Annotated in this window: 19 protein-coding genes and 1 tRNA gene; 14 read left to right on the top strand and 6 right to left on the bottom strand. The window is 41.8% G+C overall.

What is annotated here, in order from left to right; translation table 11 throughout:
- Positions 1–104 precede the first annotated feature (104 nt).
- Entirely contained in the window at positions 105–1,589 is a 1,485-nt protein-coding gene (locus tag G608_RS0106360; RefSeq protein WP_026495336.1) for an alanine/glycine:cation symporter family protein, read from the top strand.
- A gap of 411 nt (positions 1,590–2,000) precedes the next feature.
- Here G608_RS0106360 and G608_RS0106355 read toward each other — a convergent pair whose 3' ends face one another.
- Positions 2,001–3,734 carry an IS1634 family transposase gene (locus G608_RS0106355; RefSeq protein WP_026495335.1) on the bottom strand — a complete coding sequence of 578 codons (1,734 nt, stop codon included), beginning with the start codon at positions 3,732–3,734 and terminating at the stop codon, positions 2,001–2,003.
- Between the two features lie 257 nt (positions 3,735–3,991).
- Between G608_RS0106355 and G608_RS0106350 the strand changes: the two genes are divergently transcribed.
- The 8 genes from G608_RS0106350 (at position 3,992) to G608_RS20160 (ending at position 10,339) form a co-directional block, all read left to right on the top strand.
- Positions 3,992–4,075 (top strand) — tRNA-Leu (locus tag G608_RS0106350).
- 795 nt (positions 4,076–4,870) lie between these two features.
- Positions 4,871–4,996 (top strand): hypothetical protein, encoded by a 126-nt coding sequence (locus tag G608_RS24115; protein WP_255345317.1) that lies wholly within the window; start codon positions 4,871–4,873, stop codon positions 4,994–4,996.
- Between the two features lie 92 nt (positions 4,997–5,088).
- Positions 5,089–5,250, top strand: coding sequence for a hypothetical protein (locus G608_RS23745; protein WP_207637684.1), 162 nt, complete (start codon positions 5,089–5,091; stop codon positions 5,248–5,250).
- Positions 5,190–5,354 (top strand): STAS domain-containing protein, encoded by a 165-nt coding sequence (locus tag G608_RS24545; RefSeq protein WP_196810148.1) that lies wholly within the window; start codon positions 5,190–5,192, stop codon positions 5,352–5,354. The genes G608_RS23745 and G608_RS24545 overlap by 61 nt, the downstream gene beginning before the upstream one ends.
- An 82-nt stretch (positions 5,355–5,436) precedes the next feature.
- The gene (locus G608_RS0106335; protein ID WP_026495333.1) at positions 5,437–6,276 is read left to right on the top strand and encodes an LD-carboxypeptidase; all 840 of its coding nucleotides are present in this window, start codon (positions 5,437–5,439) and stop codon (positions 6,274–6,276) included.
- Complete coding sequence (locus tag G608_RS0106330; RefSeq protein ID WP_026495332.1) at positions 6,266–6,763, top strand: NUDIX hydrolase; 498 nt, start codon at positions 6,266–6,268, stop codon at positions 6,761–6,763. The genes G608_RS0106335 and G608_RS0106330 overlap by 11 nt, the downstream gene beginning before the upstream one ends.
- Positions 6,764–6,845: 82 nt before the next feature.
- The gene (gene thpR, locus G608_RS0106325; RefSeq protein WP_026495331.1) at positions 6,846–7,355 is read left to right on the top strand and encodes an RNA 2',3'-cyclic phosphodiesterase; all 510 of its coding nucleotides are present in this window, start codon (positions 6,846–6,848) and stop codon (positions 7,353–7,355) included.
- Between the two features lie 353 nt (positions 7,356–7,708).
- Positions 7,709–10,339, top strand: coding sequence for a response regulator (locus G608_RS20160; RefSeq protein ID WP_196810147.1), 2,631 nt, complete (start codon positions 7,709–7,711; stop codon positions 10,337–10,339).
- A gap of 128 nt (positions 10,340–10,467) precedes the next feature.
- On the opposite strand, the gene G608_RS0106315 is transcribed toward G608_RS20160, so the two are convergent.
- Entirely contained in the window at positions 10,468–11,355 is an 888-nt protein-coding gene (locus tag G608_RS0106315; RefSeq protein WP_026495330.1) for a substrate-binding domain-containing protein, read from the bottom strand.
- Here G608_RS0106315 and G608_RS23555 point away from each other — a divergent pair.
- The 4 genes from G608_RS23555 (at position 11,346) to G608_RS0106295 (ending at position 14,596) form a co-directional block, all read left to right on the top strand.
- Positions 11,346–11,573, top strand: coding sequence for a hypothetical protein (locus G608_RS23555; RefSeq protein ID WP_026495329.1), 228 nt, complete (start codon positions 11,346–11,348; stop codon positions 11,571–11,573). The genes G608_RS0106315 and G608_RS23555 overlap by 10 nt on opposite strands.
- A 25-nt stretch (positions 11,574–11,598) precedes the next feature.
- Positions 11,599–11,952 carry a hypothetical protein gene (locus tag G608_RS0106305; RefSeq protein ID WP_155833230.1) on the top strand — a complete coding sequence of 118 codons (354 nt, stop codon included), beginning with the start codon at positions 11,599–11,601 and terminating at the stop codon, positions 11,950–11,952.
- 47 nt (positions 11,953–11,999) lie between these two features.
- On the top strand, positions 12,000–13,352 hold the full coding sequence (locus tag G608_RS23550) for an ABC transporter permease (protein WP_051208929.1): 1,353 nt from the start codon (positions 12,000–12,002) through the stop codon (positions 13,350–13,352).
- A 179-nt stretch (positions 13,353–13,531) separates the two neighbouring features.
- On the top strand, positions 13,532–14,596 hold the full coding sequence (locus G608_RS0106295) for a CPBP family intramembrane glutamic endopeptidase (RefSeq protein ID WP_026495327.1): 1,065 nt from the start codon (positions 13,532–13,534) through the stop codon (positions 14,594–14,596).
- A gap of 3 nt (positions 14,597–14,599) precedes the next feature.
- On the opposite strand, the gene G608_RS0106290 is transcribed toward G608_RS0106295, so the two are convergent.
- Positions 14,600–15,328, bottom strand: coding sequence for an ion transporter (locus tag G608_RS0106290; RefSeq protein ID WP_035791913.1), 729 nt, complete (start codon positions 15,326–15,328; stop codon positions 14,600–14,602).
- Positions 15,329–15,397: 69 nt separating this feature from the next.
- Positions 15,398–15,556 (bottom strand): hypothetical protein, encoded by a 159-nt coding sequence (locus G608_RS23175; protein ID WP_155833229.1) that lies wholly within the window; start codon positions 15,554–15,556, stop codon positions 15,398–15,400.
- Positions 15,557–15,679: 123 nt separating this feature from the next.
- Between G608_RS23175 and G608_RS0106280 the strand changes: the two genes are divergently transcribed.
- On the top strand, positions 15,680–16,252 hold the full coding sequence (locus G608_RS0106280; protein WP_026495325.1) for a thymidine kinase: 573 nt from the start codon (positions 15,680–15,682) through the stop codon (positions 16,250–16,252).
- Positions 16,253–16,378: 126 nt separating this feature from the next.
- Here the strand turns inward: G608_RS0106280 and G608_RS0106275 are convergent, their stop codons facing one another.
- A complete protein-coding gene (locus G608_RS0106275) occupies positions 16,379–17,377 on the bottom strand; it encodes a substrate-binding domain-containing protein (RefSeq protein WP_026495324.1) in 999 nt (332 codons plus the stop codon).
- Between the two features lie 14 nt (positions 17,378–17,391).
- Positions 17,392–19,389, bottom strand: coding sequence for a methyl-accepting chemotaxis protein (locus G608_RS0106270; RefSeq protein WP_026495323.1), 1,998 nt, complete (start codon positions 19,387–19,389; stop codon positions 17,392–17,394).
- Between the last annotated feature and the right edge of the window lie 86 nt (positions 19,390–19,475).

Genomic DNA, 19,475 nt, shown 5'->3' with positions numbered 1-19,475 from the left:
AATGAATAAAAATACTATTTTTGAATATTTTTTATTGTGCCACAGGGTAATTTCATGTATAATTTCTAAAAATTTGTTTTTTGTGTCAGGAAGGGGAGGATTCTATGGTTCAAACAGTAGAAAACGTCAACAATGCGGTGAATGGTTTTGTGTGGGGATTGCCGATGCTCATACTCCTTGTAGGAACGGGCATTTTGATGACTGCGCTTACCAAGCTTTTTCAGGTAACTCATTTTAAACACTGGGTTAAAAACACCATCGGTGGTATTTTCAAGGATAAGCATGTCACGGCTCATACCGGAAAAGAGGATACTCAGATAAGCCAGTTCCAGAGTCTTTGTACTGCTCTTGCAGCTACCATCGGAACAGGTAATATCGCAGGTGTGGCAGCAGCTATCGTGGCTGGTGGCCCGGGAGCTATTTTCTGGATGTGGATCGTTGCATTTTTCGGAATGATGACCAACTTTTCAGAGAACGTTCTTGGTATCTATTACCGCAGAAGAAATGAGAGAAATGAGTGGTGCGGCGGTGCCATGTACTACTTAAAAGATGGTCTTGGAGCTAAGAAGGGCTGCAAGCAGATTGGTGCTATACTTGCTGTTCTTTTCAGCGTATTCTGCGTTCTTGCTTCATTTGGTATCGGAAACATGAGCCAGATCAATTCAATTGCTGTAAACATGAACTCTGCATTTGGGGTTCCTTTTGTGGCATCCGGATTATTCCTTATGATAATTGCAGGTCTTGTAATCGTTGGTGGTCTTAAAAGAATCGCTGCTGTTACTGAGAGACTTGTTCCCTTCATGGCTGTTATATATCTTGTAGGAGCACTTATTGTTTTCTTTGCAAATATAAATCAGGTTGGCGCAGTATTTACTTCAATAATTAAAGGTGCATTCGGACTTAAAGCTGTAGGTGGCGGTATCGTAGGTAGCGGAATCGCATATGCACTGCAGTGGGGCATGAAGAGAGGCGTGTTCTCAAATGAGGCAGGTCTTGGTTCTTCAGTTATGGTTCATTCCAGTTCAAATGTTCGCGAGCCTGTAATTCAGGGTATGTGGGGAATATTTGAAGTATTTGCTGATACAATCATCGTTTGTACACTTACTGCTTTTGCAGTTCTTTCAAGCGGACTTGTTGATCTTGAGACAGGAACTGTTCTTTCCGATCAGGTTTCTACAGCTCTTGTAGCTGAGGCATTTTCAACTATTTTTGGAAAAGCAGGTTCTGCATTTATCGCTATAGCAATTTTGTTCTTTGCTTTCTCAACAGTACTTGGCTGGAGCCAGTATGGAAGTAAGGGCTTTGAGTATCTCTTTGGTACAAAGGCAATCAAGTTCTATCAGGTAGTGTTCGTGGTATTTATCTTTGTTGGTGCTACCATGGATTTGTCACTGGCATGGGATCTGTCAGATACATTTAATGGAATGATGGCGATTCCCAACCTTATCGGTGTAATTGCACTTAGCGGAACAGTTATGAAAATAACTCAGAACTATGTGGACAGAAAGATCAAGGGTAAGGATGTAAAGCCTATGCTTTCAGCAATGGAGGACATTCAGGAGCTCCATGAAAAGGAAATAGCAAGTTGAGATTTTATCAAATATCGTGCAGAAATAAATAAATTAACGATTTTTGAAAAAAGGGGTTGACTATTTCTGTGAATTTGATATTATATACCCATCTTTGACACCTAAAAAGCCGCAATCCCAGTATACACCTGGGGTTACGGCTTTGCTTTTATCTCGTGAAAAGCGTAATGCTGCGTAAACTTGTTAGAAAAGGAAGCCTTGCCTCCGGCAAGCCTCTGAATCTACGTTGCAGCCGGGCATCTATGCCAGGCCTAAGTTCATATCCGCTTGATTACCTTTTTATCATGAGCCATATATCTGTCAAGGCTGCGAAACACCGCTGTGCGGCTACGGCCTTGACAGATATATGACTCATGAGGACTGTTTGACAAGCGGATATGAACTAAGGGTGTCCGACAGGCGGACCACCCGTCATAACCCTTTTGTTCTTCTGATTATTCCTGCCATTGACTTAGGTGTTATCAGTTCATAGTCAGTTCTGAACCCTGCATTTTCATGTAGTGAGTCTGTCACCTGTGTTCTTGTATAGCTTGGGATATATCCGTGTTCTCCAACTTTTCTCATATCCATTTCTCTGAGAGTTTTTATTATCTCTTCACAGGTGTATCTATCTCCGAGTTTCTTTTCCAGTATTCTGTAGATCATAAGAGCAATAAAGCATGTGAGGAAGTGAGCTTCAATCCTGTCGTCTCGCTGTAGGTATACAGGTCTTGCTTCAAACTCGGATTTCATTATCCTGAATGACTCCTCGATTTCCCATCTGTCATGGTTTATCTTTGCTATGTCAGCAGGATCATCATCAAGGTTGGTGCATACGGCATAGAAACCGTCGTACCTTGATTCCTCAGCGATGGCTGTTTCGTCAAGCTCATACATTGCCCTGCTTGCGATCTCTCCGTCGTTTGTAAATGGAGTCTTCTTTATGAATCTCTTTGCATCATTCTGTGAGCGCTTATCAGCTGAAGATGGCTTTTCAATAAGCTTTTTTGCTCTTTCTATCTGGCGGTTTCTTACAGTCTGCTGATACTCCTTGTATTTAAGAGAATAGGTCACAATGATTGTCTGGTCGAAAGTTATGTCTCGTTCTTCATCATATCCTTCGATCAGCTTCTGCTTATAGAAGATCTTTTTTCTGTTCTCGGGAGTGTTTTCAAGCTCTGATATATCGTGCTTTTTATTGCTGTCTTCAAGCATCCATCCCGTGGGATCAAGGCACCAGTCTTTCAGTTCTGATTTGAGTTTTTTTATCGACTGGGTGGTTATGAAGCTTCTTTCACCATAGTTGTTGAACTTTCTGTTTGCATCAGAAGAAAGTCCTGCATCGGTACATACGATGAATTTTGAGAGTTCAAAGTCCCGCATAATCTGCTGCTCCAAAGGCTTTAGAGATAACTGCTCATTCTGGTTGCCGGGATTGATACAGAATGCAAGTGGTATCCCTGACTTATCCATAAAAAGACCCATCTGTACTATGGGATTGGGGCGGTGTTCTTTGCTGGGACCATACTGCTTCAATCCACCTTCATGCTCCATTTCAAAGAAGTAGTTCGTGCAGTCATAGAAGAGGACACCGGTATTTCTTTTTACAAGTTTCTTAGAACGTTTGTAAAGCTCTGCCTGTATCATGTCTGAGTTTTCAGAAAGCGTGGTAAGGGCACGATAAACCTGGTGGAGGTCAAACTGAGGCTCCTCTATGAGTTTCTCAGACTGCTCAAAGCAGGAGAGCTTTGATGATGGGAAGAGTATTCTTCCATAAACAAGTCTTGAGAGTATGTTATCGAGATCATACTCGAAAGAATTCTCTTTCTTTATCTTCCTGCAGATGGAAGGAAGACCAAGCTGATAATATATCTGCTGCAAGAAGAGGTAACCGGCATTGAATGAGAGCCGTACATCTGTGTCTACAATCCTGTCAGTGGATAGTGGAATCAACACTTTGTGGTCAGAAGCAGCCTCTTCTTCATTCATGATGCGAAGCTGCTCTTTAGCCCATGCATCTACATCATCCACGCCGTATGTTTCTCTGATGGATTTTTCAGTGCCAAGCTTTTTGACTATTTCTGATGAGTTCTTACCGTCCCTTCTGACCGATCTGATGATGTAATAAGAAACAGCATTTTTAGATTTGACTTTGTTTAATCTCACCTTAAGACCCTCCCCAATATCTAGTTCTATTATACCACAATACGGCATTACGGTATACAAGATTTTGAAATTTGCGCAAAAAAATAACCCATTACTGGGTTTCAAGGATTTTGGGTGTCAAACTTCCGAGATTTTATCAAATATCGTGCAGAAATAAATAAATTAACGATTTTTGAAAAAAGGGGTTGACTATTTCTGTGAATTTGATATTATATAGAAGCTGTCGCTGATACAGCGGCAGCGAAAACTTGATAGATGCGGAAGTGTCGGAATTGGCAGACGAGCAAGACTAAGGATCTTGTGATGGCTACATCGTGAGGGTTCAAGTCCCTTCTTCCGCACGAATGAAAAGACCAGGTCGAATGACCTGGTCTTTTTCGTTCGTGCGGAAGGGGGCCTTGAACCCAGCTTGCTGCGCAAGCTGGGTTCAATCTCCTCGGCGCGGGGCGCCTGCGTCGGTCAGTTCGCCGGGAAAAAGGTCCACTGGACCTTTTTCTTTCTCCGGCTCACCCCATCTTCCGCACTTGTGGAAGGGTATACTTGGACCAACTTGCTTCGCAAGTAGGGTTCAAGGTCTCGGCGTGTGGGGACACGCCTCGGTCGGCGCTAAACGCGTGCCACTGGCACGCAGCGCCCCATCTTCCGCACTTGAAATGTCTTATTCTCTTTTTTCAAAAATGTTTCTGCTCAGCTAACCAGAAGCTGCCGATCTCTTATGTAATCACCTTATTTTCGGAAATAATACAAACTATCTATTCCTATTTCTAATTCTTTTCGCGCAGAGAAAATGTTGATTTTGATCAAAATAGAGGTGCGGACAAACATTGAAAAGTATGACAAATCCTTTTTGCGCAGAGGAAAACGCAATTATCGCCAAAATAGAGGCGCGGCATTTTTCTGAAATGCTATAAAACCGGATTTTGAGCAGAGAAAATCGCAAATTCCCCTAAAATAGAGGCGTAAAGTCCATTTGAGCGACTTTAGAGAGATTCTCACCATAAGGTCTGCGCAGAGAAAATAAGCATATTACTCAAAATAGTGGCGCGGGTCTTCAAAAGAACAGTAGCGTGTTAATATGTGTACGGTTCTTGATGAGATAGAGGAAAAAGGCATAGAAAAAGGGATGGAACAGGGCATTGAGAAAGGCAGAATTGAGCTATTATCTGATCCATGATGGAGTTCTTGATGTGAAGGAATCTGCAAAACGAGCAGGTAAAACAGTTAAAGCTTTTAACGCAGGAATGAAGAAAATTTACGGTTGATAATCTAATTGAAGTTCAAGAACAAAAAGACCAGGTCAGATGATCTGGTCTTTTCTTAACCAGAAGAATTTTCTGTTATAATTTTATTATAAATGAGACCGACAATTGGGGTTTGCAGAGGGGTAAAAGTATCCGCAGAAAGGTTGGGAAGAATCATGGGCGCTGAGGTAGTGCATCCGATGTCATCAGAAAAGTGCAGATTGACTGCCATGCCCTGGATTACATTTCCTCTGCCGGACTGCGGGTTCTGGTGATCATGAAGAAGGGTTGCAAAGAAGGAGTCAGCCTCATAGGTGTGAACGATCTTGTATCCGACATTCTTGGTCAGACCGGTTTCAGTGAGATCTTGGGCATTTAGCAAGATCATTATGATTATGAGTCATCCTTACTATAAATTAGATTTGGATTTATGAATTATCATCTTAATATAGGAGCAAAGTATGAAAGTAGGTTTATCAGCATGTTCTAGCGGTCATCTTCCTGAGTGGGAAGGACAGATCACAGAGCTTGTAGATATTTTTAGGGAAAATGGAATAGAAGCGGTGCCTGCACAGCATATCATAAGGACTGTAGATGATTTTAGCGGTACTGATAAGGAAAGGGCTGCTGATCTCATGGGTTTTTATGAGAATGATGAAATATCTGATATATACGATATTTCCGGCGGCGATCTGGCTAATGGAGTGCTTAAGTATCTTGAGTATGATGTGATTGCAAAATCCGGGAAAACCTTTTGGGGATATAGTGATCTCACAACTGTGATCAATGCTATATATACAATGACCGGAAATGAGTCAGTTCTTTATCAGGTAAAAAATATGATATGGTCTTATGCCGATATGCAAAGACAGCGCTTTTGGGATTATCGTTCAGGAAAAAATGAAGATCTTTTTGATATTGAATATAGCTTCCTACAGGGGAAAGCCATGAAGGGCGTAGTTGTCGGCGGAAATATCCGCTGCTTTACAAAGCTTGCGGGAACAAGATATTTTCCTGATATGAAGGGGAAGATATTGTTTCTTGAATCCCTTGACGGAGGATCGGGACAGATAGCAACGTTATTTGCGCAGCTTGATGATATGGGCGTCTTTGATCAGGTGGCAGGAGTTTTGCTTGGTACCTTTTCTGATTATGAAAAAGCAGATTTTACCATGTCTGTATATGATCTTTTAAAGATGCATATTTCAAAGGACCTTCCTGTGGCAAGTACGAGAGAAATTGGTCATGGCCACAATTCGAAGGCAATAGTGATCGGAAAAGAGGAGAAGTATGGAATATAATTGCGGATTTACAAAGGATAATAAGTGGTTCAGATATCGAGCCGCAGCGATAATTGTAGAAGACGGATGCGTTTTATTTGCAGGGAACGAGAAGGATAATTATTTTTACTCCATAGGCGGCGCAGTACATATGGGTGAGACGGCAGAGGATGCTGTCATCAGGGAAGTCTATGAAGAGACCGGAATAAAATATGAGATTGATCATCTTGCTGTGATACATGAAAACTTTTTTAATGAGAATCAGGGAGCCCTAAAGGGGATGGATTGTCATGAAATCGCATTCTATTTCATGATGAAGCCCAGGGGAACAAAGGAGCTTAAAAGTGACAGCTACACGCAGGGAGTAAAGGAAACCATGCACTGGCTTCCCATATCAGAGCTTGATAATTACAGAGCATTTCCATGTTTTATGAAGGAGTTTTTGCAAAAAGAGCACACAGGAGTTGAGCATATAGTGTCGGACGAAAGAGTGAACACTGAGAATTAACTCGTTGTAACAGTGGAAATAGTATTTACGTTGTGATAACTGACTTGCCACTGTCGTAGCAAAAGCAAATGGAGGGCGGAATATGAGACTATTCATTGCAATTAACTTTGAAGAAGATTTCAGGGATGCACTTATAGATATTCAGGACGAGCTGATGCGCTGCGGAGTTGATGGAAATTACACGGCTCCTGAAAACCTCCATATGACACTGGCTTTTATCGGAGAGTGGGATGACCCCGAGGGCGTACTTGAGGTTGTGAAAAGTGTGCCCATGAAGTCCTTTTCCATTGCCCTTAAGGGATACGCTCCTTTCAAGGACATGATATTTGCGGATATTGAGGAGAATGAAAACCTGAAGGCCTACGTTAAAAGGCTAAGGGCAGCACTAACAGAAAATGAGATTCCTTTTGACAGAAAAAAGTTCCTTCCTCACATTACGCTTGTAAGAAAGGCACATCGCATCAAGGGTGCGCCTCTTCCTGAGTTTGACGAGGCTGAGACTATGCGGGTTAAGGGAATCTCCCTTATGAAATCCGAGAGGGGAAGCCATGGAATGATTTACACGGAAATTGGTTATGCGATAGCATTCTGATGGGGAAAATAGCTACAGACTATGAAGGGTTTGAAGTAGTGTCCGGTAAAGGGATCTTATAAAGCTTGCCAAAGCCATAGATGACGGCGATTCTATAGGCGATCTTTACACAAAGGCTAACAAATTCCCGCGCTTTCTATATATGCTGGCAGGAAATTCCGGTATGAAAAAATCAGCTAAGATTAATGGGCTGTCAATGAAGGAGGTCCTCAAAAACTGACTTATAAAAATGGCATTAAATAAAGTTAATATTTTCATAAATGCGGACTTTAGGCTGTTGCTACGTATTATAATTTAGAGTAAGCATTGTATTCTTTTTATTTGGCAATAATTGGATGCAGCCGGTGGCATTTATGGTGAATAGCAACAAAAGCCTTGCAACAAGAATATGGATGGTTGTTCTACTGGCGATACTTCTGTCGACCGGTTCTTTTTGTGTTGTTACTATGTTTCAGGCCAATAATGGTATAATCCGTGCCACGAGACAAAGAATGCTTGATATAGCAAATTGTGCTTCGGGGTCAGTTGATGGTGATACTATCAAAAGGCTTACGAAGGACAGCGTTGGAAATCCCGGTTATCAGAGGGTTTATAACGCTCTTGCAATTTTCCGCGACAATATTGAGGCGGACTCTGTTTACGGAATCCGTGAGGAAGATGATGGAAGCTTTACCTTCACCATTGATCCCTCTCTTGAGGAGCCGGGAGAATTCGGAGGGCCGGTTGTAAAAACCGATGCTCTGGTAAAAGCTAGTAAAGGAATCAGTGCCGTAGATGAGAAGCCCTATACCGATGCCTGGGGAACCTTTTACAGTGCTTACAGCCCAATCTATGATTCGGCAGGTGAAATCGTAGGAATAGTTGCTGTAGATTTCAGTAAAGATTGGTATGAGGGGCAATTACGTGAGCAGATCAGGAACACCATGCTTGTTTTCCTGCTGATCCTTTCTATTACCCTTGTTCTTGTGGGAAGCCTGTGCTATAGGCAGATTAAGACAATAACAAAGCCCATTGAACAGATTACAGAAGTGGCGCAGCTTTATGAAAATGGTGACTATAGTAAAAAGCTTGAGATAGACAGTGAGGATGAGCTTGGAGTTTTGTCGCGCTCTCTTCAGTCCATGGCGGTATCTCTTACGGAGCAGATTAAGGAGGCTGAAGCGGCTAACCGTGCTAAGAGCAGCTTCCTTGCCAATATGTCCCATGAGATTCGTACACCTATAAATGCCGTTCTCGGAATGAATGAGATGGTCCTTCGTGAGGCTAAGGATCCAGAGATTCGTGCATATTCTGAAAATGTTAAGACAGCCGGTTCTACGCTGCTTGGCATTATCAATGATATTCTTGATTTTTCCAAAATAGAAGCAGGAAAACTGGAAATAATCCCGGCGGATTATGATCTTTCGTCGGTCATAAACGACCTGGTAAATATGATAAGAACCCGTGCGGAGGAAAAGGGGCTTACCCTCAATCTTGATATTGATCCCGATACTCCAAAGGAGCTTAACGGCGATGCTGTGCGCCTTACGCAGATAATAACCAATATTCTTACAAATGCGGTGAAGTACACAGAAAAGGGAAGCATAGATTTTCATCTTGGTTTTGAAAAGCTTGAAGATGAGCCTGACAGTATGCTTTTGAAGGTGTCTGTAAAGGATACCGGTGTCGGCATCAAAGCAGAAGATATGAACATGCTGTTTTCTAAATTTGACAGAATCGAGGAGTCAAGAAACCGCCATATAGAGGGTACCGGCCTTGGCATGAATATTACGCAGAATCTTCTTGAAATGATGGGCAGTACACTGGAGGTCGAAAGTAAATATGGAGAAGGCTCCAATTTCCATTTTGCCTTAAAGCAGAAGGTAGTAGGCAGTGATGTACTTGGCGACTTCCACACATCCTACATGGAAGCGCTAAAAAAAGCCAAGGAGTATAAGGAAAAATTCACGGCGCCAAGAGCAAAGGTTTTGGTGGTTGACGATAACTCCATGAACCTTGTGGTGTTTAAGAGTCTTATAAAGCAGACTCATATAAATACAGATACTGCAGAAAGCGGAGACGAAGGTCTTGACCGCATGCGGAATAAAAAATACGATATCATTTTCCTTGATCACATGATGCCGGAGAAGGATGGAATAATGACGCTTCATGAGATGAAGCAGGAGAAGGACAATCCAAATCTTGAGACTCCTGTCATCTGCCTTACAGCAAATGCTGTTCTTGGAGCAAGAGAAGAATATATGGCAGCAGGCTTTGACGGTTATCTCACAAAGCCTATAGATCCTGAAAAGCTTGAGAATATGCTTATTAAATATCTCCCTGAGAGCCTGATAGAAATGACCAGTGAAGAAGCTGACGCATCGAAGGAGGACGAGGATGATGAGTCCGAGGATATGGATATTCTTGAGCCGATTATGGGTGAGGACCTGATAGATGTAAAAATGGGTATGAAAAACAGCGGCTCTGTGGAGGATTATCTGCCCATACTGCAGATTTTTTATGAAACGGCGGATGCAAAAGTAGAAGAGCTTAACCGATATCTGGCAGAAAGTGATTTTGTAAACTATACCATCAAGGTACATGCTCTTAAGAGCTCCCTTAGAATAATCGGGGCTCACAGATTATCGGATAAAGCACAGCGCCTTGAGGGTGCAGGAATGGCAGAGGATTATGATTATATCCGCGACCACCATGAAAGCTTCATAAAAAAGTGCAGAAAGCTAAGAGAACTCATAGGCAGAGTCTGCGATTCAAAGACTTCCGATAAGCGTGTTGTGGTTGCGCAGCCATGGCTTGTCCAGGAAGCCTATAACCAGATAAAAGAGGCAGCCGGATATATGGATTACAGCAGTATAGAGATGATTTTTGAAGGCATGAGAGGATATGCTGTTTCAAAGGAAGATGCAGAGCTTATGGCAAAAATTGAAAAAGCATTTAAAGCTCTGGATTATGACACGGTTTTAGCTCTGACAAAGGATAAATAGAAGGGGAATGAGATGAACCATACAAATAATGAGGGATTCAAAGCTTAAAAAGGCATAAAAAACCGGATTCCACTAAGAGAATCCGGATAAAAACAAAACTGTTCGTAATACTTCGGACTGGAATAAAGTCAGCAGCTTTTTCTGGGTATAAGTTTTACGGAAGGATTAAGTGTTAATGGGAATGATCTGCCGTTTAGTCTTGCTATAAGGTCAAAGACAACGGCTTTTCCTATGTCCTCTATGTTGATGGAAATTGAAGTTAGCGGGGGATGCATATAGTTGGCAAATTCCATATCGTCAATGCTGATGACCAGAACGTCACTGCCTATGGAAAGACCATTTTCCTGCAGGGCTTTGTAGCCTCCGATGGCCATTTCACCTGAACCATATAAGATAGCTCCGGGATTTGGAACGGTTTTCAATAGATCTTTGGTGGATGAATATCCTGATTCCACTGTAAAATCTTTTGCGAGCCAGATTCGATCCTTTAGTGATTCTCCTGCAGCAGCAAGGGTGCTTCTAAATTCGCTGGTTCTAAGGTCTTCTTTTATCAGCTTTTTATCCTGCCCAAACTGAGAAACCTGGCTGCTGGAGCCTATATAATAAATATCGCTTACTTTCCTGCGATTAAAGGCTTCGAAAGCAAGCCTTATAGCTTCTTTAAAGTCAACAACAACTGCGTCAAAATTCGCACCGTCAATTTTATAATCTATAGTTATCACATTGTTTATTCCCTTTATCAGGAGAGATTGCGGATCAATATCAAGCTTTCCCAGAATCAAAAGAGCATCAAGATTTTTAAGCTCCTTGGAGAAATCTCCAATTATGTAGCGTATATGGATTCGGTTCGAATATCCTTCGCTTTCTATTGCTTCAAGTATGCTTGATAAGATGCCGTTGTAGTAAGGTCCTGCAGATTTGCCGTATTGCAGAGTATAACTGAGGATTCCGATTTCATATAATCGCCCGCCGGGAGCAGCGACCTTCTGCTTGTGGGATTTTTTCTTTGGCAGCACATAATTATTCTTGTGAGCCGTGTCCAGTAAATGATGGCAGATTTGTATATGGAGGAACACTTCCTGATGGTCAGGGCGAGGATGCAATGTTTATGTCGGGACAGGCAGGATTTATTGTTGCAGGACGCTGGCTCACAAAAACCTTCCATTCAGAGGGTATAGATTTTGACTATATTCCTTATCCCACAAAAGACGGTAAAAAATATGCACCTGCCTAGGTTTGTCTTGGATATAACTACGTAAATGCCAACTCAAAAAAACATCGAAGCTGCAATGAAATTTGTATCCTTCTACTCAAGTACTGAAGGTCAGTCTGCCCGCATCGAAGGTGTTGGAACCTCTGTGCCTTCAATAGTTACACTTGATGATCTTATCAAGGAATCAGGAGTGCCTGAACACAGCAGTCATATTCTCGAAGTAAGAAAAACAGGATGGGCATCAGGAGATGACAGATGTAGGGATGTTTATTATCCGGGATTTTCTGATGATGTGAAATCTGTTTTTGAAGAAGCATATATCAAGGGCACCGATCCGGAGGAGGTTCTTGCTAAAGCTGAAAAGAAAGCAGCTGAGATCATAGCTGAAAGTGGAAAATAAAAAATGCAGGCTGCGGGGCTTTAGCCTCGCGGCCGTGAGGAAAGAAAATGAAAACGAAACGTAAATTGTGGGGATGGGTATTTGTTGCGCCGCAGATTTTAGGACTTTTGATCTTTGCTTTGGTTCCGCTTTTTATGAGTTTTGGTCTTAGTTTTTTTGAGTGGGACGGAATTGCTCCAAAGATGAATTTTGTCGGGATCAGCAATTATTTAAAGCAACTGGCGAACGAAGACTTTTTAATCTCTTTGAAAAACACATTGATATATTCGGTTATGTATATTCCTGTTGATATGGTGCTGGCGCTAATGCTGGCTCTGGCTGTGCAGAAGATCAAAGGGAAAACGCTGTACAGGCTCCTGTATTTTATGCCTGTGGTAACAGGTTCTGTATCGGTTGGAATAATATGGACTTGGATTTTTAATAAGGATTTCGGACTTATAAATAATGCTTTGAAAGCGGTTGGTATTGACGGACCGGGATGGCTTTCTGATCCGGAAATAGTGATGCTTTCCATCGTGATTGTGTCCCTTTGGTGGAATGTGGGCTACAATATGGTTTTACTTCTGGCAGGACTTCAGAATATTCCTGAGACATATTTTGAAGCTGCAAAGCTGGACGGCGCATCTAAAAGTCAGCTCTTTTTTAATATAACCTTACCGATGTTGTCGCCTACGTTATTTTTTGTACTTATAACTACCATAATCAGCTCTTTCCAGGTTTTTGATCAGGCTTTTGTAATGACCGGAGGGGGACCGATAAAGTCCAGCTATACGCTGGTATTCCACATTTATCAGAATGCTTTTGTTCATTTTAGAATGGGTATAGCCTGTGCGGCATCCATGGCGGGATACTCCTTCGCGAAGCTTAAGTTCACCGGACATAATCTGGTTTTTATTTTGTTTTTGGCAACAATGATGATACCTTCACAGGTAACTATGATTCCGCTGTTTGTTATTATGAAAAAGCTTCATCTTTTAGGAAGCCATATGTCGTTAATACTACCTGCATCACTGTTTAATGCTTTTGGAGTTTTTTTGATGAGGCAATTTATTGCTTCCTTGCCGGGGGATCTTGAGGAAGCAGCCATAATTGACGGTTGCTCCGTGCCTCAGATTTTTATACATGTAATTCTGCCCTTGATAAAGCCCTCTATGGCGGCATTTGGCATTTTTGTTTTCCTGGGGCAGTGGAACAATTTTTTATATCCTCTGATTTTTCTTAATAAAACAGAAACCTTTACGGTTCCGCTGATGCTTAATTTCTTTAAGGGTACCTATGCAACGGATTATCCTTTGCTGATGTCGGGGACGGTTATATCAATCATTCCGGTGCTGATCGTCTATGTGATTTTTCAAAGACAGATTATTCAGGGAATTGCGATCACGGGAATGAAAAGTTAAAGAAAAGTAAAAGCGAAAATAAGGTAACGAAAGCGTAATTGATATTCGGTCATCTGCTGTATCTGGTCGTTTTTTGGAAACGACGAATACTTAGATGGCCGTTTTTTAATTGAATATAATACGTATTTATGGTAATTTATTTAATTGTTGTGAAAAAAGTTTTACTGGAGGTATATTACATGGAAAAAAATGAAAAAAAGAGATTAGTGCTGTTTTTAGCGGTGGCCTATGGCCTGACCCTGATCATGAGCATCTTTATGTTCATGTGTTTCAAGGCAGATAAAGACATGACTGCATTTGTAAATGTGCAGATGACCTATCCCGCATGCGGCGTAATTCTCGGACTTCTTATTTGGGGGAATAAGGAGAGGAAGCTTCCAAAGGCAGGATTTATTGTGTTTTTGGTAACAGCTGCTCTTATGATGGTTGTGGCTATCGCATCTACATTCATGGCACACCAGATGTCAGAGATAAACGGAGGACAGATTTCCAATTGGAATCTCTATTCTCAGTATGTTCTTATGGCAGGAAGTACAATAGCATATATTCTTTTCTGGGTTTGCGGTAAGGAAAAGAGAAGAAATGCAGGACTTAGCAGAACAAAGGTTAAGCTCAGCATAGTTATGGTTGTACTGTTTGTGGTACTTTACATTGCAAGAATGTATGTATCAGGATTTTTGACACAGACATTTATAGCGCCTGACATGAACGTTGTCGCAGAGATAAACGGACTTCTCACAAATCCTTCCGTGCTTTCAAGCGCGGTAATTGTTCTTGTGAATTTCCCGCTTATGTTTATTGCTTTTCTTGGTGAGGAATATGGCTGGAGATATTATTTACAGCCAATACTTCAGAAGAAGTTCGGCCTTAGACTTGGCGTAATTATTCTTGGTGTTGCATGGGGAACATGGCACGGAGTGCTTGATTTCATTTTCTATTCAACAACCACAGGATTACAGTACTTTACAGCGCAGATCATCACCTGCATCGCCCTTGCAATCTTCATGGGATATGCATATATGAAGACCGGTAATATTTGGGCAATTGCAATGATGCACTTTATCAACAATAACTATATCGCTGTATTTGCAGGCGGAGATGCCACTGTTATTCAGAATCAGACCATCACATGGGCACAGATTCCGATAGCGGTTGTTCAGAGCCTTGTATTTGCGCTTTTCATTCTTGCTCCTATCTATAAGAACAAGAAGGAAGAGGAAGTGCTTGAAGCAAAGGCAAGCTGATAGTTACAGCTCGTATTTTGATTTTTTTCTGCTTATTTCATTCATGTAAGCAGCGGTTATCATGCCTGAGGGAAGAGCTATTACGGCGACTCCCACCAGTGCTGATATCATGGTTATAAAACGGCCGATGTCCGTTGTGGGAGAGATGTCTCCGTAACCTATAGTGGTTATGGAGATGGTTGCCCAATACAGGGCATCAAAGAAATTATCAAAAAGATTCGGTTCAAGCTGGAACACCAGCATGGCAGAAACGAAGATATATATGGTGATCAGTATAAGAACAGCCAGGAGCTGTTTTTTTACTTTTCTAAGAACATTGGCAATGACGATCATGGTCTTGGAATATCTTACCAGCTTCACTACTCTGAAAACTCGAATGAGCTTTAACAGTCTAAGACTCTGTGAAGTCGGGAAAAACACATATAAAATCGGCATAACAGATAATAAATCAAATATCGCAAGGGGCGTCAGAACATAGGCAAAGTATGCATGAATGCTGATGTAGCCCATTTTATAATCCGCTGTGTACACTCTTGCACAGTAGTCTATCAGGAAAATTATTCCTGTCATTATTTCAATGATAAAGGTATAAATGTTGTCTGCCTTTAGAGTCAGAGGAATCATTCCTACGATGACGGTTGTAGTCATGAGAATATCGTAGGCCCTGCTGGAGGCATCACCTATACTGGAAACTTCTATTACTTCATAGATCCTTTTTTTGAAAGCGTTCATAAGCACCTCTTTGCCTGAGTCAAGGTAATTGTTAGAGCGATTAGCGGTAAATTCTGCGACAAATGAAATTTAGAAATTTCCTTCTAAAAAAGCAAGTATGCCGATAATAGCCAGTGCTAAGCTCATGATCCGGCATAGTGTAACGAAGATTTTTGTATGCAATTCTTTTTTGCTGTCAATAACACCGATGTCGGAAATCAACTGACTCTTAGGGGAATTATCTGGCATAATAGTAGTCTCCTTTGATTAGATGCGTTAATTTGTCGGTTACCTATTCACAAGGCATCATAAAAAGGATAATATGATGTTTAGGTCCAAGTGACCAATTCATTATGGGTACCGGAGGGTTAGATGGCACAGCTTTATTTCAGATACGGTGCAATGGGATCGTCTAAAACGGCCAATGCACTTATGGTCAATTACAACTATCACGAGAGAGGGAAGAATTCAATTATTCTTAAGCCCGGTCTCGAAAACAGGGACGGAGCAACGATCATTCGTTCCAGAATAGGCCTTCAGGCAGAGTGCATGCTGGTGGAGGACTTCTTTGACGAATACAGAAGGAAGCATAAGATGATTGAAAAATATGATGCGATCATCGTTGATGAAGCGCAGTTCCTTACTGCAGAGCAGGTAGATATGCTTTCTGATATCGTTGACTTTGATAAGGTTCCGGTTATCTGCTATGGCCTTCGCACGGATTTCCAGGAGAAATTTTTCCCGGGTTCTCTAAGGCTTATGGAGATAGCAGATAAGATAGAAGAGGTTAAAACCGTTTGTTGGTGCGGACGTAAAGCTACCTGCAACGCCAGAATACATGATGGCAAAATCGTAAGAGACGGTGAGCAGGTTTTCATGGGCGGAAACGAGAGCTATATTGCTCTTTGCAGAAAGCATTTCAAAAAGGGTAAGCTTACTATCTGAGGCACCGTGATAAAATATTAAAAGATATGGCTATGGCTGCGTTTTTACAAAGCCATAGCCATTTTTTCTTATAGGAAATACTACCTAAATAGCATTTCGTGCCCGTTGGGGATACCGGGAACAAGTTTACTGTATTGAGCCGGCGTTTGATTTATCAACGGGAACGAATGGAACCCAGACGTACATTTTATCGTTTGTTACATACTCTACATCCTTGATGGTGCCTTTCTTCGCAAGGGCTACAGCTGCTTCTATGCAGGCAGCACCCTGACCTGTAGCTGACTGATAAACTGTGAACTGCATACCGCCATCCAGAATGGACTGGCATCCGTCTACTGTTGCGTCAATTCCAACAACAGGAACCTTTGAGGTATCTATTCCAAGTTCATTCATAGCCTGAACGACACCAAGTGCCATGGAATCGTTGTTACAGATGACGCAGTCATAATCCTGTTGTGTCTTCAAGAAGGTCTTGAATCCGTCTGCAGCCTTCTGAGTATCCCAATAAGCTGTATCATTGAACACGTAGTTGGCATCAACTCCGTTTTTCTTGAAGAAGTTTTTAACGGATTTGGTTCTGCTGATTGCCGCAGGGTGCCCGGGCTGACCCTGGAAAAGAACTACATTAAGGCTCTTTGGATTGCCCAGTGTTTTCCATACATATTCTGCCTGCATGGTTCCTGCATCTATTTCATAACTTCCAACATAAATGTATTTATCAGGTTTAAGGTGATCTTCTGAGGGCTGTGTGTTGGTGAATATTATAGGTGTATCACCTGCTATTACCTCAAGCTGCAACGCAGTATCAGCATCAACCGGATTGCAGATAATTGCGTCATATCCCTTTGACACCGCGTCGCGGATCTGAACAACCTGTTCATCTACAGAGGCACATGGTGCTCCAAGATCAACAGTCACTTCGCTTTTGGCGCCTGCCTCTGCAACTGAGTTCATTATCAGCTCCTTGAAATCGTCGAGAGTCAAAGTGGAGAAGAATACTTTGACGCCTGAACCATCAATAGAGCCACTATCTGAGGAAGCTTTTCCGCAGCCTGTGATAGTAGTGATTGTTAATATACATACTGCCAAAATACTTATCAATCTGGTTGAAATGCATTTTTTCATGATAAGACCTCCTCTTAAATCTTAAACTGTTGAACATGGGCGGTGAGAGTGTCAGATGTGTTTGCAAGCTCGTGTGAGTTGTTGGCCACATCTTCACTGCTTCTTGATATATTCTTGGCCTGTTCAACCATGTTCTGTGAGGTTGCCAGTATCTCATCTGCACTTGCGGCCTGTTCTTCAGAGATGGCAGCTACATTAGTTGATACATCATTAACCTTTTCGACATTCCTTATCATCTCTTCTATGCACTCATTGGATGCCTGAATATTGGAATAAATCTGATCGAATGTATCAACTGCTACGTTAATAAGTTCACTGTTTTTCTCAATACTTTCGGCACTGGCATTGGCCTGACCTACGGCTTCATCAATCAGTCTGTGGACATCACCGATGAGGTTGGAGATATTTGTTGCGCTTTCTGAACTGGTTTGAGCCAGTTTGCCAATTTGTGTTGCAACTACTGCAAATCCCTTACCTGCTTCACCGGCGCGGGCAGCCTCGATAGAAGCGTTAAGTGATAAGAGATTGGTCTCTTCTGCAATCTCTGCGATCATGCTTACAATATTCGTGATTTCTTCAGATGCCTTGCCTACCTCATTGATGGAATCAACAAGCTGGTTGTTTGCAGATTGGATTCCTTCCATGGCATGGGAGAGTTTTTCCATATCTTCCCGGCCTTTCTGAGAAATCTTAACGGTTTCCTTCATGGCCACATCAGCTTTTTCTGAATTATCCTTGGTATCAGCTACTACGTTAGCGAGTGTGGTTGCATTTTCAGCGATATCTCCTACAGCTATGGCAAGCTGATCAACAGTATCATTAAGCTGCTGCATAGCTTCTGCCTGTGACTGTGATGCATCGAACATGTCTCTTGATACAGCGTCGCTGGTTTCAGATTCCTGTTTAAGCTTTTCAGACTCTTCGCTGATGCTTGAAAGCATACTTCTCATACTGGCAATGAATTCGGAAATCTTGCCACTCATGACGCCAATCTCATCATTACTCTGAGGTTTTATATCTATAGTAAAGTCGCCTTCGCTCATGGCGTGGATACTTTCTGTTATTCCTGCGAGAGGAGCTATAACTTTGCTAACTACGAAGATGATGAGAAGTATGATAATAACTACAGCGATAATACCTGCCATTAGCAGATAATTTGCAAGCTCCTGAACGCTGGCCATTATAACATCCTCTGCAATATAGGAAACCAGTATCCAGTCAGTGCCACTGATTTCTTTAAAAGCAACAACATATTTGCCGATGTCCTTTGTTGTAAGATCATTATCGGCTATGGACTGAGCAATGCCTGCCAGAAGACTGTTGCTGTTGTTTGTGTCAAGTGTTGTGGATACAAGGGCGGAATCTCTGTGAGCAAGAATGGTATTGTCGTTGGTGTCAACAAGGAAAGAACTTGCTTTATCCATTTTTACACCGGAGTTAACAATAATACTGATTTTGTCCAGAGTAACATCTGCGGCTATGACCTTTATGGAATCATCACCGTAATTGATGATGGCAGAGGCACTTATTACATTGATGCCTTCTGCGTTTTTGTATGCTGTACCGTACTGCATGTTAGCTCTTGTAAGTCCCTGCTTGTACCAGGTAGAGTTAGTGGGATCATTTTCCTCAAGGGATGACTCTGTAGGCTTTATAAACTCTCCATCTGAGGTTGCTATATGTAGTCCCTCAGGTGAATTGGAATTGAACCCATAATAGGAATCAAGGAGTTTTTGAAGCTGGTCGGAATCAGGTTCAGAGCCTTCAATAGCCTGCTTCGCAGTTTTAAAGAACTCAAGATTTTCATTCAGCCAGGATTCGATGTTATCTGCCTGATTGGAAATGGAAGTATTCAGGTTGGAAGTTGCAAGCTCGGTCATACGTTTTCTTGACATGGTAGTAGCTATGGTGACAAGAACAGCAATCATAATAACTACTATGGGAACGATGTACAGAAGTAGTCTGTTCCTTATTTTTCCTCTCTTTGGAACTTTAGCAGCTTTTTCACTCATCTGGGCCTCCTTTATTTGAAGGAAAAAAACAATACAAATAATGCTATTCTAAACTTATCATTAATGTGTAAAAAAACAGCGAGCAT

It is taken from the genome of Butyrivibrio sp. WCD3002 (assembly GCF_000424265.1).
Taxonomy (GTDB): Bacteria; Bacillota; Clostridia; order Lachnospirales; family Lachnospiraceae; genus Butyrivibrio.
This window is presented reverse-complemented; position numbering and strand designations above follow the sequence as displayed.